At 34.6% G+C, this 25,631-nt stretch carries 20 protein-coding genes; 12 read left to right on the top strand and 8 right to left on the bottom strand.

Annotation, left to right across the window (positions count from 1 at the left end; genetic code table 11):
- Positions 1-11 precede the first annotated feature (11 nt).
- Both QE431_RS13740 and QE431_RS13745 read left to right on the top strand, forming a co-directional pair.
- Positions 12-2,609: a S9 family peptidase gene (locus tag QE431_RS13740; protein WP_307296846.1), complete on the top strand. Its 2,598-nt coding sequence runs from the start codon at positions 12-14 to the stop codon at positions 2,607-2,609.
- Between the two features lie 136 nt (positions 2,610-2,745).
- Positions 2,746-5,541, top strand: coding sequence for a pitrilysin family protein (locus QE431_RS13745; protein ID WP_307296848.1), 2,796 nt, complete (start codon positions 2,746-2,748; stop codon positions 5,539-5,541).
- A gap of 354 nt (positions 5,542-5,895) precedes the next feature.
- Here the strand turns inward: QE431_RS13745 and QE431_RS13750 are convergent, their stop codons facing one another.
- From QE431_RS13750 to QE431_RS13765, 4 genes are all read right to left on the bottom strand, one after another.
- Positions 5,896-7,314, bottom strand: a complete 1,419-nt coding sequence (locus tag QE431_RS13750) for an NADPH cytochrome P450 oxidoreductase family protein (RefSeq protein WP_307296853.1) — start codon at positions 7,312-7,314, stop codon at positions 5,896-5,898.
- Between the two features lie 33 nt (positions 7,315-7,347).
- Positions 7,348-7,935 (bottom strand): PepSY-associated TM helix domain-containing protein, encoded by a 588-nt coding sequence (locus QE431_RS13755; RefSeq protein WP_307296855.1) that lies wholly within the window; start codon positions 7,933-7,935, stop codon positions 7,348-7,350.
- Complete coding sequence (locus QE431_RS13760) at positions 7,920-8,564, bottom strand: flavin reductase (RefSeq protein WP_307296858.1); 645 nt, start codon at positions 8,562-8,564, stop codon at positions 7,920-7,922. The genes QE431_RS13755 and QE431_RS13760 overlap by 16 nt, the downstream gene beginning before the upstream one ends.
- 306 nt (positions 8,565-8,870) lie before the next feature.
- A complete protein-coding gene (locus QE431_RS13765) occupies positions 8,871-9,548 on the bottom strand; it encodes a metal-dependent hydrolase (protein WP_071637214.1) in 678 nt (225 codons plus the stop codon).
- Between the two features lie 469 nt (positions 9,549-10,017).
- Here QE431_RS13765 and QE431_RS13770 point away from each other — a divergent pair, with 469 nt between their 5' ends.
- The 3 genes from QE431_RS13770 to QE431_RS13780 all read left to right on the top strand — a co-directional run bounded on the left by QE431_RS13770 (position 10,018) and on the right by QE431_RS13780 (position 12,065).
- Complete coding sequence (locus QE431_RS13770) at positions 10,018-10,764, top strand: AraC family transcriptional regulator (protein WP_307296864.1); 747 nt, start codon at positions 10,018-10,020, stop codon at positions 10,762-10,764.
- A 157-nt stretch (positions 10,765-10,921) separates the two neighbouring features.
- On the top strand, positions 10,922-11,590 hold the full coding sequence (locus QE431_RS13775) for a hypothetical protein (protein WP_307296868.1): 669 nt from the start codon (positions 10,922-10,924) through the stop codon (positions 11,588-11,590).
- A gap of 43 nt (positions 11,591-11,633) precedes the next feature.
- Complete coding sequence (locus QE431_RS13780) at positions 11,634-12,065, top strand: hypothetical protein (protein ID WP_071637212.1); 432 nt, start codon at positions 11,634-11,636, stop codon at positions 12,063-12,065.
- A 109-nt stretch (positions 12,066-12,174) separates the two neighbouring features.
- Here the strand turns inward: QE431_RS13780 and QE431_RS13785 are convergent, their stop codons facing one another.
- Positions 12,175-13,104 carry an aromatic alcohol reductase gene (locus QE431_RS13785; protein WP_307296874.1) on the bottom strand — a complete coding sequence of 310 codons (930 nt, stop codon included), beginning with the start codon at positions 13,102-13,104 and terminating at the stop codon, positions 12,175-12,177.
- 349 nt (positions 13,105-13,453) lie between these two features.
- On the opposite strand from QE431_RS13785, the gene QE431_RS13790 reads away from it, so the two are divergent.
- From QE431_RS13790 to QE431_RS13810, 5 genes are all read left to right on the top strand, one after another.
- The gene (locus tag QE431_RS13790; protein ID WP_055090540.1) at positions 13,454-13,861 is read left to right on the top strand and encodes a helix-turn-helix domain-containing protein; all 408 of its coding nucleotides are present in this window, start codon (positions 13,454-13,456) and stop codon (positions 13,859-13,861) included.
- A 481-nt stretch (positions 13,862-14,342) separates the two neighbouring features.
- Positions 14,343-14,588 carry a CopG family transcriptional regulator gene (locus QE431_RS13795; protein ID WP_307296878.1) on the top strand — a complete coding sequence of 82 codons (246 nt, stop codon included), beginning with the start codon at positions 14,343-14,345 and terminating at the stop codon, positions 14,586-14,588.
- Positions 14,581-14,799 carry a type II toxin-antitoxin system RelE/ParE family toxin gene (locus QE431_RS13800; protein WP_307296880.1) on the top strand — a complete coding sequence of 73 codons (219 nt, stop codon included), beginning with the start codon at positions 14,581-14,583 and terminating at the stop codon, positions 14,797-14,799. Before QE431_RS13795 ends, QE431_RS13800 begins: the two co-directional genes overlap by 8 nt.
- Positions 14,800-14,916: 117 nt before the next feature.
- Positions 14,917-15,207, top strand: coding sequence for a transposase (locus tag QE431_RS13805; RefSeq protein ID WP_307296883.1), 291 nt, complete (start codon positions 14,917-14,919; stop codon positions 15,205-15,207).
- Positions 15,204-16,076, top strand: coding sequence for an IS3 family transposase (locus tag QE431_RS13810; RefSeq protein ID WP_307296885.1), 873 nt, complete (start codon positions 15,204-15,206; stop codon positions 16,074-16,076). The genes QE431_RS13805 and QE431_RS13810 overlap by 4 nt, the downstream gene beginning before the upstream one ends.
- Before the next feature lie 367 nt (positions 16,077-16,443).
- Here the strand turns inward: QE431_RS13810 and QE431_RS13815 are convergent, their stop codons facing one another.
- Entirely contained in the window at positions 16,444-17,892 is a 1,449-nt protein-coding gene (locus QE431_RS13815) for a DUF1254 domain-containing protein (RefSeq protein WP_307296888.1), read from the bottom strand.
- 23 nt (positions 17,893-17,915) lie between these two features.
- Positions 17,916-19,337 (bottom strand): DUF1254 domain-containing protein, encoded by a 1,422-nt coding sequence (locus QE431_RS13820; protein ID WP_307296891.1) that lies wholly within the window; start codon positions 19,335-19,337, stop codon positions 17,916-17,918.
- 740 nt (positions 19,338-20,077) lie between these two features.
- Here QE431_RS13820 and QE431_RS13825 point away from each other — a divergent pair.
- Together QE431_RS13825 and QE431_RS13830 are read left to right on the top strand one after the other, a co-directional pair.
- Positions 20,078-21,094, top strand: a complete 1,017-nt coding sequence (locus QE431_RS13825; RefSeq protein ID WP_307296894.1) for a DUF481 domain-containing protein — start codon at positions 20,078-20,080, stop codon at positions 21,092-21,094.
- Between the two features lie 983 nt (positions 21,095-22,077).
- Entirely contained in the window at positions 22,078-23,796 is a 1,719-nt protein-coding gene (locus QE431_RS13830; protein WP_307296896.1) for an FAD/NAD(P)-binding protein, read from the top strand.
- Between the two features lie 618 nt (positions 23,797-24,414).
- Here QE431_RS13830 and QE431_RS13835 read toward each other — a convergent pair.
- Positions 24,415-25,629, bottom strand: a complete 1,215-nt coding sequence (locus tag QE431_RS13835) for a condensation domain-containing protein (RefSeq protein ID WP_307296899.1) — start codon at positions 25,627-25,629, stop codon at positions 24,415-24,417.
- Between the last annotated feature and the right edge of the window lie 2 nt (positions 25,630-25,631).

The raw sequence follows: 25,631 nt of genomic DNA on the forward strand, positions 1-25,631 counted from the left end.
AATCTAATTATATGAAAAAAATAGTCTTACTATGTACATTCGCTTTGAGTGTACATAGTTTATCTGCACAGAAAAAAACACTTGACCAATCGGCTTATCAGTCGTGGGAGAGAATTAACAGCAAGACTTTATCCTATACTGGTAAATGGATGTCCTACAGTACTGTATTTCAAGATGAAGAAAAAGAAAATAAAAAGCAGATTATTGTTCAGGAAGCTCCAAAAGGGAAACGTCTGGTTTTTGAGAATATCAGTGATCTGAAATTCATTGGAAAAAAAGACTGGATTCAGTACACTAAGAAAGACAGTACCATACTCCAAAATTTAAAAACGGGAGCAAAAAGACTTTGGAAAACAAAACATTATACCAATGCTCTTGCAGGAACTGATTTTCTATACTACACGCGTCCAGAGGCTGAAAAAGGTCCTTTTTTTCTCCAGCGCTTGGTTTGTTACAATTTAGAAAGCAATGACAGTATTGCTGTAAACAACATTAAATCATCTCGTTTTTTAAAAAACAAATCCATTGTATACGCACAGATCGAAAAAGACAAAGTGTTTCTAAAACACGGAAATCCAGGCGGTAAACAAGAAACTATCTATAGTGGGAAAGCTTCTGATTTTGGAGATTTTCAATTAAACGATAAAGAAAACGGCGGTACTTTTACTTTAAAAGGAAATAAAAGCTCCGATTTTAATATGGTTTATTATTTTAATCTCAATACTAATGCAGCAAAAGCCGTATTCAATTATGATGATATCAAGTTAAGCGAGTCTGGTTATTCGATTTCAAAAACAGCGTATGGATTAAATGAAAATAGTCGCTTTATCACCTTGTCAGTAAACTCGAATAAGCGTCCGGAAAATACTCAGATTCCAAAATCGGGTGTTGAAATCTGGAGATCGAATCAGGGAACGATGGAACGCAGACAGGAATTGTTGAGAAGTTCCAAAACACTTCCAAGCGAGCAGAAATTTCTTTATGATATCCAAAATAAAAAAGTAGTCAAAATTGCTTCAAATGGTGAATTTGATCAGGTTTTAATACCAGAATCTGGCAGCTTTAAAGGTGTTTTTGGTTTAGATAAAAAACCGTATGCTGTAGAAGTAGACTGGACTTTTAACGAACGTAATGATGTTTACTGGATCGATGCCGAAACAGGAAAATCTACAAAAATATTAACAGGCGTTTTTGGCAGTCCAACTTGGAATCCGCAGGGAAGTTTTGCTGTTTTTTATGATGAAAAGGCAAAAGTGTGGACCGTTTTTGACAGCAGTTCTATGCAATTCAAAAATATCAGTTTACAAATTCCTTTTCCGATTTCAAATGATAATGTAGATATGAAATCGGCAAATACCGCTTATGGAATCGCGGGCTGGTTAGATAATGGAAACACAGTCGTTTTATACGATCAGTTTGATTTGTGGGCTATTGACCTGACCAATCAAAAAAAGGCGTATTCGCTCACACAGCAGTATGGAAGAAAAAACAAAACGGAACTTCGATATGGGGAACAAGGTTATTTTGGAAATTTAGACAACATAAAAACCATTACATTAAATGGTTTCGATACAGAACATAAATCAAATGGGGTTTATAAATTAGTCGATGCCAATTCTATTACAAAAATATTAGCTCCTTCAGAATATAACGTACGCATTGAAGAAGTTTCTGGAGATAATTCGAGTGTTTTATTCTCTAAAGAAAGCTATACTACTTTTCCAGATTTATGGTGGGGAACTGAAAATTTTAAATCACAGCAAAGAATTACCAACATCAATCCGCAGCAGAAAGATTATGCCTGGGGAACTTCTAAATTGCTGAGATGGAAAACTTTTAACGGCAAAGAAAACCAGGGAAATCTATATCTTCCGGACAATTATGACAGCAAAAAAACATATCCAGTAATTGTTCATTTTTACGAAAAACATACTGAAGATTTTAATCAGTACCATCAGCCTGAAGCCAGCACTTCCAATATTAATATTCCAACTTTTGTAAGCCAGGGTTACATTGTTTTTCAGCCAGACGTGCATTATACGTATGGCGACGTTGGAAAAAGCGTGTACAATGATGTCATCAGCGGGATTGAATATTTAATTTCAAAAGGCATTACCGAGAAAGGCAAAATTGGAATTCAGGGACATAGTTTTGGCGGTTACGAAACTTCTTTCTTAACTACAAAAACAGATCTTTTCAGCTGTGCAATTGTGGGTTCCGGGGTAAGTAATTTTACTGCCAATTATCCTGTAATGCGATCCAATGGTATTTCGACAATGTTTAAATACGAAGCCGATCAATATCGTATGGGAAGTTCTATGCACGACAATCTGGACGGATACATCAAAAATTCGCCTATTTTTTCGGTTAAAAACATCCAAACGCCAATCCTTATTTTTCACAATGATAATGACCGTGCAGTGCCTTATCAGGAAGGACAATCTTTGTTTTTTGCACTTCGACGTTTAGGCAAAACTGCTTTATTAGTGAATTACAAAAAAGAAGGACATACTTTAGATGATGCGGCGAATAGAAAAGACTGGACGCTCAAAATGCAGCAGTATTTTGACTTTTATTTAAAAGGGGCCGCGCGTCCTGACTGGATGTAATATAAGCCGATACATTTATACACCCCAAAGACTGTTATTTGGAGGTCTCGTATGAGACCTTCCAACTAACAGCAGTAACTTCCTATACTTTTTTCAAATAAAAATTCAATCAAAAAAAGAACAATAACTATCAAAAATGAAAACAAAATTAATTCTAGCGCATTTCCTGCTTCTGGGTTTATCTCAAGTTTCTGCGCAGTTTAAAACTACGTTTCCGCTGCCCAAAGAAGTCGCACACGGAACGCTTCCAAATGGAATGCAGTATTTTATCATGCACAACGAATGGCCAAAAGACAGAGCCGATTTCTATTTCGTGCAAAACGTTGGGGCAATTTTAGAAAATGACGATCAGGACGGATTAGCTCATTTTTTGGAACACATGGCTTTTAACGGAACAGAGCATTTTAAAGGAAAAGGAATCATCAACATGCTGGAAAAACAAGGTGTTTCTTTCGGAAAAGATATTAATGCTTATACGGCTTACGACGAAACGGTTTACAACATCAGCAATGTTCCCTCGCAAGACAAAACTTTATTGGATTCTTGCATGTATGTACTGCACGACTGGTCTGGCTCTCTCCTTCTTGCCAATAACGAAATTGATGCCGAAAGAGGCGTAATTCGCGAAGAATGGCGTACCAGAAGAAATGCAGATTACAGAACAGGCGAAAAAATCAACAAAGTTCTTTTTGAAGGTTCAAAATATGCAAAACGCAATGTTATTGGAGATTTGAATGTCATCAATAATTTCAAGTATCAAGTACTACGAGAGTATTACAAGAAATGGTATCAGCCTCAAAATCAAGCTGTCGTAATTACAGGTGATATCGATGTGACTGTAATCGAAAAACGTGTTAAAGAGATTTTCGGTTCGATACCAAAACCCAAAAAAATCAATAAAAGAACGTATGAAAAAATTCCGTTCCAAAAAGAAAATCGTTATGTGCTGGCAACTGACAAAGAGTTACAGCGTTCTGGAATTTCACTTTCATACAACAAACCAAAACCTTTAGTTCAAGATCAGGCCGAAATGAACAAAAGCATGCAGGAAAATCTGGCTTTGCAAATGATGAATAACCGATTTAACGAATACATTATCAATAACGAAACTGCAGGTTTGGCATTCGGAATTTCAAATGAAAATCTTTCGAGATTAGACAGCAAATTTTCATTAAATGTTACGCCAAAAAAAGGAAAGTTCATCGAAGCTTTTACCGAAGCTTACCGAGAATTTGAAAGAGCGGTGCAAAACGGATTTACACAGCAGGAATTGGACCGTTTAAAAACTAAAATGCGCACCAGCTATGACAATCGTTTAGCAAATAAAGATAAAATTGGAAACAGTTATTGGGCAGAACAATTACAGCTTTATTTTTTAGAATCCAATCCGGTTTTTAGTGTTGAGGGAGAACATGAATGGATTAATGCTTTCTTGAATACTGTTACTTTAGATCAGGTAAATACTGCATTTAAAGCTTTAGAGCCAAAAGATAATTTAGTATTATCGGTTTCTGCTCCAGAAGATGCTGCAATGAAATTTCCTGAAGCAAACGAGTATTGGAATGCTGTCAAAACTATTACAAATTCAAAATTAGAACCTTACAAAGAAGAAGAATTGACAGCTTCGTTGGTGAAAGAAGAATTGACAGAAAGACCAATCGCAAAAATCGAAGACATAAAACTATTCGCTAATGCGAAAAAATATACTTTGGCAAACGGTGCAAAAGTGATTATTTATCCAACTTCTTTAAGTAAAGACCAGATTTTGTTTTCAGCTTACAGCGCTGGAGGAAATTCTCTAGCACACTGGAAAGATCTTCCTTCGGCTCAAATTGCATCGGGTGTGGCTGCGTATTCTGGTTTAGGCGATTATAAATTTACCGATTTAAAAAAGAAACTAACTGGAAAAACCGCCACTGTGAGTCCGTATATTGGAGGTTTGTACGAAGGTTTTAACGGAAGCAGCAACAAAGAATCTTTGACCACTTTATTACAGCTTACTTATTTATATTTCCAGCATCCGAGATTTGACAACAGTACCTTTGACAAGATAAAAGAGCAGTATCAAAACAAATTAAATAATGCTTCAAACAGCAATGAAAAGGCTTTAAACGATACTATTTCAAATCTAAACAGTAATTACAGCAAACGCAATTGGCTTTTAACACAGGATTTTATCAATTCCCTTGATTTAAATAAAGCTATAAAATTCTATACAGAACGTTTTTCAAACGCAGCCGATTTTACCTTTTTGTTCGTCGGAAACATTTCAGAAAAAGATATTGCTTTAATCAATACCTATTTAGGAAACATTACAGCAAATGACAGAACAGAAAAATATGTCGATCATAAGATTGCCATGAAAGAGGGAAAAGTAGAAAAAACGATTTTCAGAACAATGGATACGCCAAAAACAACTGTTTATCTTCATTTAGAAAACAAAGAGGTTGTTTATAACAAAAAGAACAAAATCTTCAGTTATATTTTATCTGAGTGGCTCACAAAACGCTATTTAGAAACCATTCGCGAAGAAGAAGGCGGCAGTTACGGCGTTCAGGTGCGAGCTAATATTTCGCAGATTCCTGCTCCATTATTTTCTCTAGAAATTAACTTCGATTGTAATCCTGATAAAGCAGATGCTTTGGTGAAAATTATACATGCTGAAATTACAAGAGTACAAACCGAAAACATTCCTGCCAATATGCTGGAAGACATCAAACAATCTATTCTTAAAAATCATCAGGAACAAATTAAACAGAACAATTATTGGTTAAGCGTCATAAGCTCTTATGCTCGTGATAACGAAGAACCTCTAGATACGGAACTTCTTAAAAGTACTTTAAGTGCGATAACTGCAAAAGATGTGAAAGAATTCAATTTGAATGCTTTAAAGAAATCTAACACTGTACAAGTACTGATGAAAGCAAAATAAGAATCTCTTATAAACCTTATCCTGAATTGGGTTTATAATGTTCTTATCGATTTTTTTATTTTTTATTTTAATTAGTTTTTAAAGGCTGTCCAAAAGACAGCCTTTATTATATAGAAGCCGCCTTTAAATTTGGACGCAAAACCTAAGGCAAATTTTAATGATCATTCACTTATTTATGTTTTATGGCAAAATCGCGGCACTTACAGTTTGGACTTCATAGTTTTTTACACTAAAAGCTGAGTCTGATTTTAAAAAATTGTTTTTCTTTTAATAAACATTTATAAAATAATTTAGGGTGCAAAAAATGCCCTTAATTATTTTTACCAATTTACTTCAGCGCAGCCATTTGCTGCTTTAATAGCAGTCTGATACTATCTGGCCGTTGTCCAAATACTGCTGTATATCCTTTTGTAAGGCTTCCTTGCAGGCCAAAGAAATCTGCGCTACGACATCTTTTTGCATGGTCAGCGAACCACAAATCATAATAGTGCCCTTGTCACGCAGGACCTGCGTCACCAACTCTGACTGCTCTTTTATAAGCTCGGTAATATACAGCCTTTCTTTATCACGTGAAAAAGCCAGGTACTGGCTGGAAAGTTTGCCGCTCAGCAGGTATTGTTCCAATTCCTGTTTCAAAAAACTGTCATACACCTCTTTTTGCCTGGAACCATAAAAAAGATGAACGGGCACTTGTTTGTTTGCGTTGATCATACCCCTGAAAGGCGCGATACCAGTTCCGTTGGCTATCATGATGACGGGACGTTTATTATCAGGAAAATGAAACTTAGGGTTTTCCATTACCCTCGCCTGAAACGAAGTTCCCAGCGGCGAATTTTTCAGAAAAGTACTTCCCAGCCCGCTTGGGAATTCACGTACGACCAATTCAATTGTATCCCCTATCCTGGAAACGGAATAGAAACGTTCCCTATTATCATCAGCGGGATAAATAGTTAAAAGATCACCGGAGGTAAAACTGACTTTAGAATCGGCTTTAATGCAGACACGGAACAGCTGCTCGTCTGTGGAAAAATACCTGTCTGCAAACGCAAAAGTTTTTAATTCCGTTGGTCTGGCAGAAAAAAGAGCCGGAGATGCTATCAGCGGCAGGGAATAACAGTTTATCAGCGCTTTAACCCATTCCGAAAACTGTTCGGCAGATTTGTCGTTTATCATGTACAGGGGAATAGTCATATCAGCCCAGCCTTGCTGCTGCAAAGCCCTGAATACCTGTTCGGAATAACCGCAAAAATCAGCGTAATCCAGTGACCCAAAACCTGCTACCGAAACATTGACCTTGTGCGTTTGCGGGGTTCTCTCCAGTATGTTTAAAAAACGGGACGCACTTGAAGGAGCATCACCTTCACCATAGGTGGAGGTAAGCACCAGCAAATATTTGGCCTGAGGATATTCAGTATAATTATTCATGTCAGTCAAATAGGGCTTTAAACCACTATTTGTCAACTGCTTAAACAGCTCCTGCGCAAAGATGCGCGTGCCGCCGGTCTCAGAGCCTACTAATAAAATATATTCTGCATCTGCTACCGAATACAGATTCCCCGGGGTATGGAGTACGGATGACTTTTTGTTTTTTAAAATAATACCGAATAAAATATAGATTATAAGTCCCAATGCCGCCATGAGTAATATAAGGGGCCCCGTATTATCAATAGGGCCGCCTATCTGCAGCCGAGGAATATGAATAGCAGACAGCCGTTCTTCAGAAACCGCTGTAATGCTGCCAGTATGAAATGCAGCCATAAATGTTTCAATCATCTAATTTTATAAGTTTAGTATCTGCTCTTCTTATCAAAAAATCAAAAACAGCAACGGAATAATAATGCCTAAAGCGAATTCAATACCACGGATACCTAAGAAACCTCGGTCACCCTTGTTCATAATCAACCCTGTAATGATCACGATGATGATACTTACGGCAAAGGCATCGGAAAAATATTTCCAGTACGTACCTGGATTATAGTGCAGAAAGGATAACTGGAAGAAAAACGGACGTCTTTTTATCCCTTGATATTCCACCTGGCCGTTTACGGTATCAACGGTAAAGGAGGAACCAGTCGAAAGGAACACTTTCAGAGTTTGAGGATTGGGATAAAAATGCTTTTTGTAATGCTGGTCTTCCGATACAGGTTTAAGGAGGTTTACAATTTCGCTTTTAGTAAAATTTGCACTGCGCGGAAATTGTCCTTCAGCTTTGTACTGTTGGACGGAAACGTCATACTGCGGGTTAAAAATATTTTGATGGTTCATTGCGATCCCGGAAACAAGATAAATGAAAAGCACTCCCGAAAAAAAGAAGGATAAGTGACCATGCAGATTTCTGCTGTATTTGCGCAAAGTATTGCCCCAGGTCGAATTGTTAATTATTTCTTTAGCCATATATTTGTAATTTCGGATATAAACATATTGTGATGAGAGGTCGGTGCATTTTTGTACATATCAGCAATTTTATAAGACGCAGCTGTCTTATTATAGTCTAAATCCTGTATCATTATATTTTTACATTCAATAATCATCCTTGCTTCCTTATAGGCCATTAGTCCTGACGGCGTTTTTATCGGTGTAAGACCTGCTTCTTTAACTTTGTCATTAGACTTTCCTGACTTATTACCTAAAATTCGTAATGCTCCACGGTATTTTTCGGAGAAGACGGTCAAAGTGTAGCCACTCTCCTGCTGTAAAAACTGATAAGTATATCTGCTGCTGTTTATGAAAGTAAAAACTACTGGTTTTTCCCATATATAACCTAATCCTCCCCAGCTGATCACCATGCTGTTAAATGCTTTTTCTCTGCCTGCGGTAACCACCATCCATTGCTCACTGGTAAGCTCGATGGCATTGTCCGGTAAATCTTTTGGGTTGATATGATCGTACTGTGAATGCCATCCGGAATTTTGCCTGATGCTGTGCGCTTGTATTACAGGCGGCTTTGAATCATTGCCGCACCCTGATAATGCCAAGATTAACAGCAAGAAGCCCGACAGCCATTTTATGTTTATTTTTTTCATCTTGTTATGGGCTCAGCCCGTTTATTAGCGGATTGCAATGCTTGTTTTATTTATAAATGCTGGATGCCAAATTATCGGCGTGTGCTAATTTTGTATCTGTACCTTTGGCACTTTTTAGTGGAGTTTAATAATCTCATCCATAATCGTTGTTCAGAGACCGAATTTCTTTAGGAGGACAGTAATTTAGAAGTCAAAATCTCACTATTTTTATCCATTACTACTATATAAAAATGGACTGCAGAATGCCAACATTGAGAAAATGTATTCAAAATGAAGCATTCTGCATATTGAAGGATTAATTTATTATTATAATTCTAAAAATTCACCAACGTTCAAAAGCAGCAGTTCTTTTCCTCTATCTGCAAATTTTTTCACAGATTCTTCGTGATTGATTTTAATGTACGGATTACTATCATAATGATATCCCAGAATTTTACTGCACTCCACAAAATCTGAAGCAGTTATAGCGTCTTCTATATCCATTGTAAAATTGTCCCCGATTGGAAAAATGGCTAAATCCAGTTTGGTACGAAGGGGAATTAATTTCATATCATAAGTTAATGCTGTATCACCTGCAATGTAAATATTTTTACTATCTGTTTCTATCACAAACCCTCCAGGATTCCCTCCATAGCTGCCATCTGCAAAACTGCTCGAATGGCTGGCGTGAACATATTTTACTTTTCCGAAATCAAAATTCCAGCTTCCTCCATGATTCATAAAGTGCGATTTAAAGCCTTTCTTTTCATAATAGGTTGTAATTTCGGCATTTGAAACAATAACTGCATCTGTATTTTTTGCAATTGCTTCCACATCTAAAACATGGTCGAGATGCGCGTGGGTTAAAAGGATATAATCTGCTCTAAGAGTATTGATGTCAATTGCATCTGCAAGAGGGTTTCCTGTAATAAAGGGATCCACAATAATGTGTTTACCACCTGCTTCAATTCCTAACGAAGCGTGTCCGTAAAATGTAATTTTCATCTGTATAAATTTAATATTGAACTTGTTTTTATTGGTCGATTATGGACTTGCGATTATTTTCTAAACTGTTATTTGTACGAAGTTTTCAGTATCAAAATTACAGTCGTTAAAACTTAAAAACAATAACAGACCTGAGAGTTCGTTAGTTACCTACAGGTTAGTTTTTTGGTTATTAAAAGGATCGATTTTATGTTTATCTTTTAATTAACATAATTTAATTCAAAGTATCTTCTTCGCAGTTAATCTTATTATTACCGAGTAATAATTTCTATTGCTTTTAGATTTAGAATCAGTTATTTTTTATAATTATCTTTGGCTGCAAATCAATTTTATTTTTTTGGATAAATTAGTCACATCCGAAATGTTTAAAAAGGAATATTTAAAAAATATACCTTTAAATTTTCAATGGCAGACAACTCCATTACAAATATACTCGCTGAGTTTTTTAAGCAACCATTTCAAACTGCCGATGTCTGTTCTCCAGAAAGATTATAATTTCTTGTTCTATATCCGCGAAGGGAGTTTTATAAATCGCATAGACAATAAATTGTATGAGTTTACAGCAGATTCAATAATTTTTATTTCGACTCATACTGTGAGTTCCCTGCAAAAAATACCCGGCAGCTTAAAAGGTTATTTTATACTGATTGAAGAAGAAACTATGTCTCAGCTTTTCAATCAGCAGGATCTTATGAATGTCTTTTTTATAGATCCGATTTTAAAATTAGAAAGTGCCGAAAGTAACTGGATATATTCGATCTGCAGATTACTTTCAACAGAACTTGAAATCTCACTTCCAAATATGCAGATAAGCAGTAATTTAGTGCAGGCACTGCTGAATAAAATACTCCACTTATCTAAAAACCGCAGATCTATCTCCAGAACCCAGCAGATCGCGATTCAGTTCAAACAATCAGTGCATGAGCATTACAAATTTGAAAGAGCAATTTCATTTTACGCAGAAAATTTAGCCGTTTCCTCCAATTACCTAAACAGATGCGTTAAAACTGTTTTTAACAAAAGCTGCAAAGAAATAATTACCGAAGTTGCAATTTTAAACAGCCAGATATTACTGGCAGATTTCACCAAATCCATTTCGGAAATCAGTTTTCAGCTTAAATTCGAAGATCCCTCTTACTTTACAAGACTTTTCAAAAATTTCACAGGCTTAACCCCATCCGAATACAGAAAAAAGTTAATGCACGATTTGTCCTAATCGAGGCACGCTTATTACTATACTCTTCTGCGCACTCCATTATAATTTTGCTGCGTTAAACTTTACGCAGTTCAAAAATCAGCTGCTGTCATCAGCCGGCACGAACTATTGAGCTTAACAGAAACGCAGTATAAATAAATAAATAATATAAAATTACATGACTAAGTTCTTTAATTCCGCGATGGCGGCATTGTTAATTTCAAGCACATCAATTTTTGCTCAAGTTGAAAACGATACAGAAAAACCTAACTCAAATCCTCCTATAAGCATAGAAACTATGGCAGGCAGCAGAGGCGTGATGTATCAATTAATTATAAATAAAAAATTCCAAAGCATTCCCCTGGGATTTTTCAGTGTTACTAACGCTGCTGCTACATGGGAAAAAGAAATGACACCCGATATTATGACCCAGGCTCATCTTACTTATACTTTATTTAAAGGTCTTGATATATCTTCCGGTATGCAGTATACACCTGTATATGGTTTCAGATCAGTTGCTGGTTTAATATATTCTTACGTATCGCCACAAATGCTGATTATTGTAAATCCAAAAGTTGATCTGGCCGATGATCTTGCTGCAGAAAGTTTAGCATTAATAGAATACAGACCAAAAATCAATGATAAACTTAATTTTTACAGCCGTTTGCAGGGAATGTACGGTTTCATTCCTAAGTCGGGAATTCACAACAGAAGTTATATTATGCTGCGTGCTGGTATAGGCTATAAAGAATTTGCTTTTGGGGCAGCATCAAATATTGACTGGTACGGTCCAATAAAACACAATGAAAATAACTTCGGAGTATTTGTAAGCGCTCTTTTATTCTAGAATTTTAAAACCAACCTTTGCCCAGTAATAGAACCAAAAAATCATGTATACAATATTAAAATCGGCACACTCATTAGCTGCATATCTCACATTAATTCTTTTATTAACAGCTGTACTTTACGCCTTTTATGGCTGGATAAATAAGAAGCCTTTTACGAACGGAAGTAAAATAGTTTTCCTACTGGCTCTTATTATAATTCATCTGCAGTTTGTTTTTGGACTTGCCTTATATTTCCTGTCTCCGCTGGGGATTTCAAACCTCTCAGGCGGGACGATGAAAAATAGTGCCGCGAGATTATACGCTTTAGAACATCCTTTAATGATGCTCATTTCTGTTATCCTGATTACTATTGGTTATTCTAGATCTAAAAGAGCATTCGATGAAAAAATTAAGTACAAAACAACATCCATTTTTTACACAATAGGATTTCTTTTAATTCTCACCAGACTTCCCTGGAGTATCTGGCTAGGATAAATTTCAGTTGAATTAATATGATATAAAAAAACAATTTAATCTTATGCAAAAAAGCTGAAATACATATTGTATTTCAGCTTTCTAATTTACTTATATTCAATAACATTATTTAATTATATAAACTCCAGTCTATATTCTTTTCTCCCCATTCTCTTGCAGAAGTGGTCTTAATGCCTTTCTTAAAATTAAAAGTCGTTTTAAAGTCCCATGATACGCCTCGTCCGCTGCCGAAAATAGACCTGTACTTTTTTACAAAATTTGTGGGGTCATTATTCAGGTCATTTTCTAACTCCTTCAGATCAGAAACCGTACGTTTAAATTTTTGTCCAGACAATGACTCAATAAGATCTCCAAATTGTCCGTAAGTAATTGTATCTCCTCCGATATAAACGATACTGTTCTCAATTACTGGTTTTTCAAAAAAGATTTCTGCAGTTAACCTGCCGATATCTTCCGGAGTTGTAACAGTAACCGCCGTGTCCGGGCTTCCTAATGCATTTATAACTTTTCCATCGAAATCTACAACACCAAAAAAAGGCTCGAATAAATAGCTGGTAAAGAGTCCGGTTGAAATAATGACCCATTTTGTATCATTTTGAGATCTAAGAAGTTCACGCACATCAAGCTGTTCATCAAATAAATCCTGCGCGCTGCCACGCCCTATCACTTCAAAATCAACACCAAACTGCCAAGGGAAATAACGTTTCACACCTGCTTCCAGAACTGCATTTGCCAGTTTAAGCTGGAATCCTCCGGCACCGCTTCCGTATCCAGTGCAGGAAACAACTGCATCGTAATTTTTAAAAATTGAAACTAACTCTGACGAAGGAGCTGAAAGATCCCCAGCAATAATATTTACGCCAAGAGCTTTTAGTTGATTTATATTTTGCTTTTTTTCAGACTCCTCTGACTCTATAGTTTTCTGACGAAGCAGTACCGTAACTGTTGAATTATTTTCTTTTGCTTTTTCAGCCAAATTAAGGATTACAGGCATACCTAATTCACCTGCTCCTAAAACTAATATTGATTTATTTTCCATACTTTTCTATTAAACGTTATTGAAAAAATTACTTTCTTTTAAAGTTTTCTATTTTCAATGACAAAGTTATGACAGCTAAATTTCAAAAAAAATAAGGCACCCTCATGAATGTTAGTTACTTACTGGTTAGTATTCTGATTACCAGCACCAATATTTTATAAATTTATATATAAATTAACACGCCATAAATTTTTGATATCCGATTTCTAAAAATACTGATTATCAAATATATTTTTTGATGCAGCCAAATTTTAAAGAATGATATTATAGTCCTACCTTTATGGCATGGATGGATTTTGTGGAGGGCCATCCGGTAAAAACCAGCCTTAATACATAACAGGAAAAATATATGGAAAGACTTATGACCGATGATGAAATTGTTAACGCATGGGATGACATTTGTAAAGTTTTAAATAAGGACAATGATGATCTTAAAACTGACATACTAAATCACGTGGGAAATAAATGGTCATTATTTATTATACATGCTTTAGGAATTGATGGAAGAATGAGATTTTCTAATCTCCAAAAGCACATTAACGGAATAAGCCAGAAGATGTTAACAAAATGTCTTCGTGAACTGGAACGGGACGGGCTGATTTCAAGAAGTGTTTATCCGGAAGTTCCACCAAGAGTAGAATATGAATTAACTGCCCTGGGACGTGGTTTATTAGTTCAGGTTACTCCTTTGTGGTTTTGGATTGCAAAATCAGTAAATGAATTCAGAGAAGCAAGAGCTAATTTCGAAAAATCATAATGACTATGAATTGATATTTTTAAGTTTTTAGAATTACAGCATTTTTTAGCACAAATTTAAACTTTTGTTTATAGCATATTAGATTATCATATTGTTTAAATTATTTAGAAATTAAAAGATTTTTGGTTCAATCCCCAACAGGACATCTAAAACAAATTTACAAAGCTAATGAAAGACAGACAATACATATGATACGCCAATTTCTTTAAATCTTCCAAAAATGATGTTGAATTTTGTCCTCTTCCCGTCACTACTCAGGACATAAATAAAGTGTATTATTTATAAACTATTGCTACTTAAAAAGTATAAAAAAAATAAAAAAGTCCATTTAGAAATGAGCGCAGAATATAGAAAATACCATATTGGAGGTGATACACATTTTGCACGTAAAAGCTAAGGCAGTTTTGCATTCAATTTTTTTGCCGAATCTGTTTCTATTAAAAAACATGGTGTAAATTTACACCAAATAATTTTTATTATTATGACACGACAAAGTATATCATTAACTGCTCCCAATGAAGAATGGTTAAAAAATCAGGTTAATGCAGAAGAGTTTAGCAGTAAAAGTGAAGCCATTAACTTTTTAATAAAAAAAGCACGTTCACAAAAAGAGTTTTATGACCTTGTAAGAGCTAAAATAGATAAGGGAGAAAAAAGTGGCTTTGTAAAAAAACAAACCAGAGAAGAAATGTTAGCGGAATTTAAAAAGGATTTGGGAGATGTATAGCTACTATTTAAGCAGCGAAGCCAAAGAAGATTTAAAAAGAATTTATTACTATGGTGTCGGTAAGTTTGGAATGGTCCAGGCCGATAATTATTTCAATATGTTTTACGATTGTTTTGACAAAATAGAACAAAATACATTTTTATTTCAATCTGCCGATCACATCAAAAAAGAATATCGTTATTGTGTTTGCGGTGTAGCTACTTGGAGTTGATACCTTTTTTGCGACTAAAAGCCTAGGCAGTCTTATACTGAAGCATGAAAAAAAGAAGGATACAATGATTAAAGTTTCTGGCTGGCAGCTAACTTTATTCCTGCTAAATCATACGGCATGAAAAATACAAGAAGAACCTTTACTTTAGGCTTCAAGATTCTGGCCGCTTCCATGAGCATCCACTGCGGAAGGGTCAGCGACGTGGCAAGAGAGCTCGATATCAGCACAAGCACCCTACAGCACTGGAAAAAACTTTATAAGGAAGGCAGATTTACCATAAAGAAAACTTCGGCTGAAATATCACACAAAAATGAGCTGTTGAAGCTTAGGAAACAGATCAAAGATCTGGAAATTGAAAGGGACATCCTAAAAAAGGCTCAAAATGTCTTCTCCAGGAGCGGCGTGTGAAATATGAATTCATCAGAGAAAACTCGAAAATATTTCCCGTTGAGAAGATGTGCCGGATTTTTCAGATCCATAAAAGCAGTTTCTTCCGATGGAGAAAAAGAACACCCACCGCAAGGGCACAGCGAAAAACCTTCATCATAAGCGAAATTAAAAGAATCTACCACTGGAGCCAGTGCCGATACGGGAGTCCGAGAATTGCTAAAGAATTAGAATCTATAGGTATAAAAGTTTCAAGAAAATTTGTCGGGCAGATTATGAAGGAAAACCATCTCAGAAGCATTGCAAAATCAAAATATAAAAAAACTACAAACCCATCCCGTAATGGCAGCGTGGCGCAAAACAAATTAGAACAGATTTTTAAGACAGGCAGAAGAAGTGAAATCTGGGTTTCTGATATAACTTATATCGAAACAGAGGAAGGCTGGCTGTATCTCACTGTGGTGATAGACCTTTTTGACCGTAAAGTGATTGGCTGGTCAATCAGCGAAACAATGAGAGCAAAAGATACCAGCATAGATTCTTTGACAAAAGCTCTTCTAAATCGCCCCCTTCAGAAGAGTCAGAGATTACTCTTTCACTCCGACCAAGGAAAACAATATGCCTGCCGTGAGTTTATTGCTTTATTAAGCACAAACAAAATTACCCAAAGCATGAGCCGAAAAGGAAACTGTTATGATAATGCGGTAGCAGAAAGTTTCTTCAAAACATTAAAGGTAGAACTGGTATACCAAAATAAATATAAGACTAAAGAGAAAGCGGAAAAATCAATAGCCGATTATATAGACAACTTTTACAACACCTGCAGAAGACATTCTGCGCTTGGAAACTTAACGATAGAAGAGTTTCAGAATCAGCAGCCAATTAAATAATAGCTCTTCTTATGATGCCAGCTTAAACTGGGTACACAATCGATGCATTTAGATTTAACAAGAACTTATAATACTGTAATAAAACATTTTGATGGCTCACGTTCGAAGCAATACAAACATCAAAAAACTGTTGTAATATTAAGCAATTAGAAATTTGTGGCAGATTCGTGGCACATCATTTTGTTTAAAATTAAAACTTAAGCAAACACGATCCCTGCCGAGTTTAGGTTCAAATAGTATGTACTCAAAAAGGACCACTTTAATTTTAGCATACGCTTCAGCTAACATTATTTTAATCTTCGTTCTAACTCACATAAAAAAGGGATGACTATATTATCATCCCTTCCATTTTTTGAATTAATAATTATTAAACTTTATTCAAAGGAGGCTGTTTCCAAGTTCCATCAATAGCTGCTTGTTTTGGCCAATATAATCTCATAATTAATGCGAAAGGTCCTTTTGGGGCGGGCAACCAATTCGATTCTTTTTCTTTTCCAGGAGAAACAGCTTGAATATAAAAAGTGAGTCCTCCATCAGGATCTTTTTTAAATTGAGGCATCATGGGAGAATTAAGCAAATAACGATTAATTGGATTAGCAACAAGCAAACTTGCCGGCTGATCATACATCGTAAGAGACCAAAAAGAATTAACAGGTGGAAGCTGTCCTTTAGGAAATCTCAAAATATATTGGTTTTTACCGTCCAATTTTTCCCCTTTTGCATCAACATAGTACGTCGGATATATGGCTTCTTCTTTTGAGTTTCCATAAATTCCCAGAAAAGCGCCGCTCATTCTAAAAAGATAATTGTTTTTGAGAAATTCCCTCGTTCCAAAGCCATCACCTGAAAAAACTTCTCCAGTTATAAGTTTTTTCTTCAAAACATCCATTTCCAACCATGCATCTTTTATTCCTTCATTCATTGCATTTTTAACATCCGGACTTAAACTTTCAGGATTAAAAACCTTTCCTTCCTGAATTCCAATTTTAGCAAATCGAGCACGTAAATCTTTTTCAGAAGGATGAACTGGACAAAATTGCAGTGCAAAATTTAAATTATTAAAGAATTCTAATGAGTTTTTTTGTTCGTCTTGTGTCAAAGGTTTTATAAAATCAATTGGCTTTGCTTTTGTTGGAGCTGGTTTGCCTAAATAAGCAGAAAGTGTTTTAACACTATATTTTTCCTGTAATGCTTTTACATTTTTTAAGTCACCTGGATCAAACAGCTGTGTTCGAATAATTCCCAAAGCAATTTGAGTTTCACATTTGATAACCTTGGTAATTCCTTTTGGCGTATCTCCATTCCAGTCAGGTCCAGCGAGCATAAAAGCCCCTCCACTATTTCCAGTTGCACGGCTTCCTAAATAAGCAAAATTGTGTGTGTACATATCAATCAACTGCAGACTCCAATATCTGTTTTTTTCAATCGGAGGTATAACAAAAACAATTGGTTCGCTTCTCAAATCTAAACCAATCCAAGAGTATGGAGTATCGGAGTTTGGGGTTTGAAGCGCTCTATCTTCAGATGTAAAGACACGGGAAATATTACGAATCGTATTCCACGGCGCTTTAAATTCCGGATTTTGTTTATCTACAAAATAAGCATATTGTATTCTGGTATTATCAACCAAAGGAAATCCATAAATATAGGCTTCCTTGGTAATACTTCTAACTTCTTCAAGACTTAGCTCTTTTGAATTGTCAGAAACCGAATTATTACTTTCTGTATTTTCTTTTGAAGCTTCTTTTTTACAACTTAACGATATAAAAATTAGCAGAATTAAAGAAAATGAAACAAGTTTTCTGTTTGTCATCATCGTTAAATTTATAAGTTTTACTGTTATTTTACTTTTTCAATTGCTGGAGGACTCCATGTTCCGTTCAATGCATTTTCTTTTGGTCCATATATACGCATCATTAAATAAAAATCTTCTGTTGGTGCTGGAAGCCAGTTCGAACTTAAACTGCCTTCTGGTTTCTGATTCTGAATGTAAATAGTTAATCCACCGTCTTTATCATAAACTAAACCATCTGTAGTAGAGTTTATTAAAAATCTATTTATTGGATTTTTAATAAGATAACCGCCTACTCCATCTGCACTTTTATCATACATTGTAATGGACCAAAAATATTTTGCCGGCGGAATCTGCGCTTTAGAAAAATGAATTTTATACTTGTTATCCTTCCCGTTCAATGTTTTTCCTTCCGAATCAATATAGGCTGTTGGATAAAAAGCTTCCACTTTATCATTACCATAAATTCCGATCATTACTGCAGCAGAACGAAGTAATCTGTCACCTTTATAAAATGCCCTGTTTCCAAAAGCATTCATCATATTCCATCCATTTTTTTGTTCTCCAATTTTGGATGCTTTTTCTTTTATTGCTGCAATTCCTTCATTAATACCATCATTAATAGCAGTTTGAATTTCTTCACTAAATTGCGATTTATCAAATGATGCACCTGGTTTAATACCAATTTTTTCAAACTTAGCTAAAGATTCTTCATCTTCTTTATTAATTGGTTGTACTAAATTTAAGTACATATTAAAATATTTAATAAAATTAATGTTTGCCAAATCGTTCGGATCTGTAATCGGAAGCCAATCTATGGAGGCGGGAGCTTTTGGAGTTTCTTCATTTAAAAATTTGCTTAAAGACAAAATTTTAACCTGATCCTGAATTTTCCCGACATTTTGAAGATCTTTTGCATTAAATAGCTGAGTTCGCCCAATTCCGGTAACAAACTGACTTTCTACATGAAATACTTTTTTAAATTTTCCATCCGGGATTTTGCCATTCCATTGCGGACCTACGAAAAGGTAATCTCCAGCTTCATTTCCCGTCGCTCTTGTTCCTACATAAGCAAAGTTGTGAGTAAAAAGGTCTACAAACTGGAAAACATAATAGCGGTCTTTAACTGCCGGTACAGAAAAAACCATTGGTTCTGCACGCAGATCTAATGCAAACATCGAATAAGGCGTATCAGCATTCATTGAAACTACATCTTTTCTCGTATCGTCTGCAGGCTTTCGATCATGCGTAATCACATTTACATCACTTCTGTAACCGGGACTTTTTTTATTGATCACAGTGAAATACAAAGCTTTATATCCCATGAGCATAGGATAAGCAAAAATGTAGGCTTCTTTAGCAAGTTCTTTTGCTTTTGCAGGAGTCAAAACATTTTCATCCTTTGCGGGTTCTTTTTTACAATTGCTTAATAATACGAGGCTTAAAAAAATTACAACTATTCTTTTCATAATATTGGTATTAGATGGATTTAGAAATCGCTTTGATATAAATAATTAGTTGCTATTTGCTTTTGAGGAAAAATGATTTTCAAACAAAGAAAATAGGAACTATAATAAAATTACGTTAGTCAATTCTTATTTCAGAATTTCATATGTTTCATTTTATAAAATGAAACCAATTTTATAATATAGAAGATTTGGATAGTCTAAAGATAGTTATCTTTTTTAATCAAACATCTTCAAGATATTGTTTTATTTCAAATTGGAGTTGATACCTTTTTTGTAACCAGATAATAAATTAAAATACTAAAAATCAGTATTTGGCATTTTTTTTATGTGCTAAAAGAGATCTGATTCTATTTCAAATATTGTAGAAATTTTGTTTCATTTTACAAAATGAAACATAAGCAGATGATATAATGATTATTATTGTGTTTTTAATTTTTAATTTTAATGGAGTTGATACCTTTTTGGTACGTAATATTTAAGTAGAACAAATTTTAATTTTAAAAATATATGTTTTAAGTGAGTGATTTATTTATACTGCACTCCAGGAACTAAGCAGATGGCTTAAGTTTTATAATATTCGAAAAAAATAATTCAAAAAAACAGTTTTTTTTCAAATCCAAGGGTGTAAACTAGACAATCCAAAACGAATATCTACTGAAGTCTGAATAAATTTTCTGAAACAAAAAATAGAACCTTTATAATTTCGAATAAACAATTTTAACCTAAAAGTTTTATAAACGATGAATAAAATTGGTCTATTTATTTTACTACTGATTTCTCTTAAAAGTATGTCCCAATCTGACACATTGATACTAAAAAATGAAAACTTACTGATTGGCAAAGTCAAACTAATGTCCGGTGGAATAATTCAACTTGAAACAAACTACAGTAAAGATGATTTTAAAATAAAGTGGAAAGAAGTAAAATATTTTTCTTCACCACAGACACATATTATTACTCTCGCTTCTGGTGAACTTTTAAACGGCGCTGTTATGGGAATTATAGATTCTCTAAAATGCAAAATAATTGAAATAGATACTAAAATCATAAAGACAGTAAATCTTTCGGAAATAGTTTATATAAAAACTATTGATGTCAATTTTTGGGATCGTTTAGATATAAGCTTTGATGTCGGCTTTAAGCTTACTAAAGCTCAGAACTTAAAACAACTTTCTATAAATTCCAGCGTTGGATACAATGCAAAAAGATGGTTTGCTACCGGAACGTACAAGCAAATTCAATCTGTACAAGATCAGAGTGAAAAAATCCAAAGAATTGATTCGGATTTTAATTATGTATACCTCCTGCCAAAAGATTATTTCATTACCGGATCAATTTCTACACTATCAAATACAGAGCAAGAAATTCAATTACGTGTCATCTCCAAAGGTGGTTATGGGCGATATTTATTTCGTGACAACAATAAATATTGGGGAATAGCCCTTGGGTTATCATATAACCATGAACGTTATCAAAATGAAAAAGAAATTAATAAAAGTTTGGAATTTTTCTCGGGAACCGAATTAAACTTTTACGACATTGGAGATTTTAGTATTTCTTCAAAACTACTTGTATTTCCAAGTCTCACAGAGAAAAAAAGAGTACGCACTGATTTTAATCTAGATACCAAATACGATTTGCCACTAAACTTTTTTATTAAACTATCTTTCGTATATAACTACGATAACAAACCTGTTGCAAATTCATCAAAAGATGATTATGTTTTTCAAACATCTTTTGGTTGGAAGCTTAACTAAAACATGTTACTTTTTTAATGGAGTTCATAACTTTTCTTCGACAAAAAGGTAAGGCATTTTAATAAGACTTAACATTTGAGAAACATAAGAAATTAAATATATCAATAATCAAAAAATATTGATATATTTACAAACAAATTATTAAGAATAACATCACTGAATAACAATTAGTTAAATATCAAAAAAAGCTGTTTTTGACATAAATAAACAGTGAGAAAGCAAAAATTTTAACTCAGGTTCAGAATCGGTGCACTTTAGGTTTAAGACATTATAAAAACGTAGCATAGATGCGGGTTTGAGCGGTAAAGTTCGAATCCTGCTCTCCCCACCAAAAGGGTAAAAGAAGCCAAAACGAAAGTTTTTTAATCTTTTCAAAAACCCATAATAAACGTGGTAAAGCCTGCAAATCTTACGATTTGCAGGCTTTTTTGTTATATACTGCTTTTCAGATTTTTTAAAACTGCTCAAAATTTCTAGGACAAAATAAACTCTTGCGCAATTTAGATTCTAATATTATTAACTATCAAAATTATTCTCGATTTTATGAAAAAGATTGTCTTTCTGATCTTCGGTCACAGAAATTAACCTAATATTTGTCTAAGGAAATTGATAAAAAATCGACGTATACTTTTTTTTATGTGCCGACTCTTAAATCAGCATATAAAACCTAATATTTACTAGTGTTTAATAATTCATTAAGGAACCTCTTTTCTGCAAAACATAGTTAATAAGGCTTTCCTGTCCAGCCAATTATTCCTTCACCAGCTTAAGCTTTTCATGACCTAATCAAAGAAATGATAGATTAGGTCTCTTCTCATTTATAATAAGAGGAAACCATCTCAGAAGGCATCAAGTCGGCTGGATGATTTAGATTGTGAAATAAATAATCAGCTGATTTAGAGAGCTGAATTTTAAAACAACTGGTTGCTAATTCTGTAAAACTTATATATTAAAGCAGATTATATTTGTTTAAAAATTTAAACATGCCGAAAAATACATCTAAAAAGAAGATTGCAATTCTGGGAGGCGGTCCAAGCGGCCTTTTTCTTTATAAAAGATTAGTTGAATCTGGAAGTACTGATCTGGAGGTTACCATTTTTGAAAGAAAAAGCATGCTTGGAGCAGGTATGCCGTACAGCACCGAAGGCGCCAATGAAGAACATGTTACCAATGTTTCAGATAATGAAATTCCTGAAATTGTCAATTCGATCGAAGAGTGGCTACAGACTGCTCCTGCCGAATTATTGGATAAATTCGATATAAATCCCAATAAGTTTAATGAATACAAAGTATTACCGCGAATTTTATTTGGATATTATCTTTCTTCACAATTCGAGCTTCTGCAGCAAATCGCTTCTGTAAAAGGAATTCTTACCACTATACATTATCAGACTAATGTTCTGGACATTATTTACAATAAAGAGTACAATAATGTCACCATAGAAACTACAGATGATAAAGCAGTTTTTGATTATGCGGTAATTTGTACCGGTCATCATTGGCCAATACGATATGAGGGAAAAGTAAAAGGTTATTTTGATTCGCCATATCCTCCCGCAAAATTGGCAGTGCATTTGAATCATGCCGTAGCAATAAGAGGATCTTCTCTTACTGCAATTGATGCCATTAGGACTTTAGCCCGCAGTAACGGAAAATTTATTAAAGAGGCTGATGGAACTATTCGTTTTGAAAAAGCAGCAGAGAGTCCAGATTTTAAAATGGTTATTCATTCCCGAAGCGGCATGCTTCCTGCGGTGCGTTTTCATTTAGAAGATTCTCATTTGTCCAATGATTCATTGCTGACCAGAGAAGAGATAGACGAACATCGAAAATATAACGACGGCTTTTTATCGCTTGATTTTATTTTTAAAAATAATTTTAAAGAAATTTTCCGAGAAAAAGATCCTGACTTTTATGATCGTATTAAAGAGCTGTCAATAGAGGAATTTGTTGAAGAAATGATGGAACTCAGGGAACGTCTGGATCCGTTCCAGCTTTTAAAAGCAGAATATATACAGGCCGAAAAATCAATAAAAAGACAGGAGTCAGTATATTGGAAAGAAATGCTGGCGGTATTAAGTTTTGCTATGAACCATCCTGCAAAGTATCTTTCGGCAGAAGATATGCAGCGATTACAAAAAGTACTCATGCCTTTGATTTCCATTGTAATTGCATTTGTACCGCAGAAATCCTGCAGTGAATTACTTTCTTTACACCATGCAGGGGTTCTGGATATTGCTGCAGTAAATCATAATAGTTCTGTAGAACCTCAAAATGGCGGAGGCATACTTTACAAATACAATGACGAAAATGAAAATTTACAAGCTGTTTACTACAATACTTTTATCGACTGCATTGGCCAGCCTCATTTATCGTACGACGATTTTCCATTTAAAAGTCTGCTTTCGCAAAAATTGATAAGTCCCGCCAGATTAAAATTTAAATCTCACGAGACAGCAGCTAAAGCACTAGAAACAGGAAGTTCTGTCGAGAAAGATTCGCAGGGAAATTACTTTTTAAATGTATCGGGTATTGCGATGAACGATAATTTTCAAATTATTGATCAGTATGGCGCATACAATGAAAATATTTACATTATGGCAGTACCTTATATCGGAGGATTTAATCCAGACTATTCTGGTTTGGATTTCTGTGAAGCAGCTTCAAAATTAATTGTCGAATCTATTTTATCTGATAATTAACAGTTTTTAATTATTAAGAAAAGAAAAAAACAGCAGAAAACTCAGGTGTAAATATATAAAATTAGTCAAGGCAAAATAATGTATATATACCTGCCTTTCTTATTCAAAATGATCAATTTTACAAAGCTTACATTCTTATTTCAAGTAATTCAATTTGCTCCCGCTGCTTTCTGCAAATATTATTAAACCAATTGGCTTATTTTCGCCATCCTGCTTTTCGTACCTATCTAACCAGCGTAAATACAGTTCCATTTAAGCAATCAGAGATTTGTGGCAGAATCGTGGCACACTCTCTTTTAAAAACTAGAAATCCAATAAAACAAAGGTCTAACAAGTTTAGGTTCGAAACTTTTAGAGTTTTTTTTTCTCCTGATGAAGAATTAATTAAAAAACGAATGCAATAGGTTAATTTTAAAACTAACTCTCAAAAGATTAAACTTCTCTTATGTTTTTGGTAATTTTAATAAATTTCAATTCGTGATTATTTTTATCAATGTACTAATTCTTTAAAAACATCAAAATTGATATCAGGTATGTTCATATAAATAACACCATACAATACATCTATGCATCATATGGTGTTTCTTTAAAATTAAATTATCTTAGATTGTCCGAATACTATTTGCAGGCTTCCGCCATAAGCATCTGCATTTCTTCTAATAAACCTGCAATAGGTGTGTCGCTGGTATTTGTAAGACAAAGATTGCCGTTGGTACTGATCGCCCCAATAGTCTGCTCCAAGCCCTTTCCTGAACGAACCATTGGACCATATACAGATTTAAGTTTGAGCTTTCCAAAATCAGTTTTATATTTCACCTTTACCAGATTAGTAACCATTATTTGGTGATTGAATGCTTCTTTTAATATATCTACCATTTTTTGGATATCTGCACTGTTGAAAGTCAGCGTTCTGAAAAAACCAAGATAATTCTCTACATGTTCTTTTGTTTCTGTTCCATTGAGACCTGATTTTGCCAATCTGGCTATATCCCAAAAAGATTGCTTTTCTTCTGGCTCAAAATAAACGGGATGAGTCGTAATATTCAATCCGCAGTTATCATCTAATTGAAGCGCTTTTCGTGTGCAGATAGGAGAAATTAATTCAATTTTTTTGTCATCCCACTCATGGCGAAGTTTTCTTCCTGCAATAACCACAGCAGCGCAAATTGCACCATGCACCGTTGTTTGCTCCAGTCTTGATCTTTCTATAAGCTGTGATGTATGCTCGCTTGAAAACTTAATACTTTCAACTTTAGGAGAAACAGCATCAGGTTTTTTAAATATATATATTGAAGTTTCGTTATCTTCAACAGCAGTATCCTCAGGAAGTCCAAGTGTTTCATCGTTAGATTTTTGCGGTGCTAATACCTGCGGAATCTGGCCTGTAACTGCCTCCAGTAAATCCCTAAATAAATACATAAGTGAAGATCCATCGGCTAATGTATGATTGGCTGCTAAAATCAATACAGTATCTTCAGGTTTTTGTAATACAATCACTCTAAAAAGAGGGCCCTCTTCAGTATTAAATCGTGTTGCTAATTCCTTTTCGACTACTTCCTCCCATTTAAAATTGTTATCGATTTCTATGACCTTCAGTGGAATGACTAGGGAGTCAACATGTTCGATAAAAGGTCTTTTAAATTCATCCATTCTAATTCTTGCTGAAAGGTTGGGATGTCTCTTCTGAACCTGATCAACGGCCAGTCTCCATGCATCAGCCGATTCTCTTCCTTCTACTTCTGCTGCCAAAGCAAAGTCCTTAGAATCAATCTGATCCAACAGCCAGAACGTTTTTTCAAATGCACCCAATGTGCGGTTTTCATGTTTTGTCATTT

This window comes from Flavobacterium sp. SORGH_AS_0622, from assembly GCF_030818825.1.
Taxonomy (GTDB): domain Bacteria; phylum Bacteroidota; class Bacteroidia; order Flavobacteriales; family Flavobacteriaceae; genus Flavobacterium.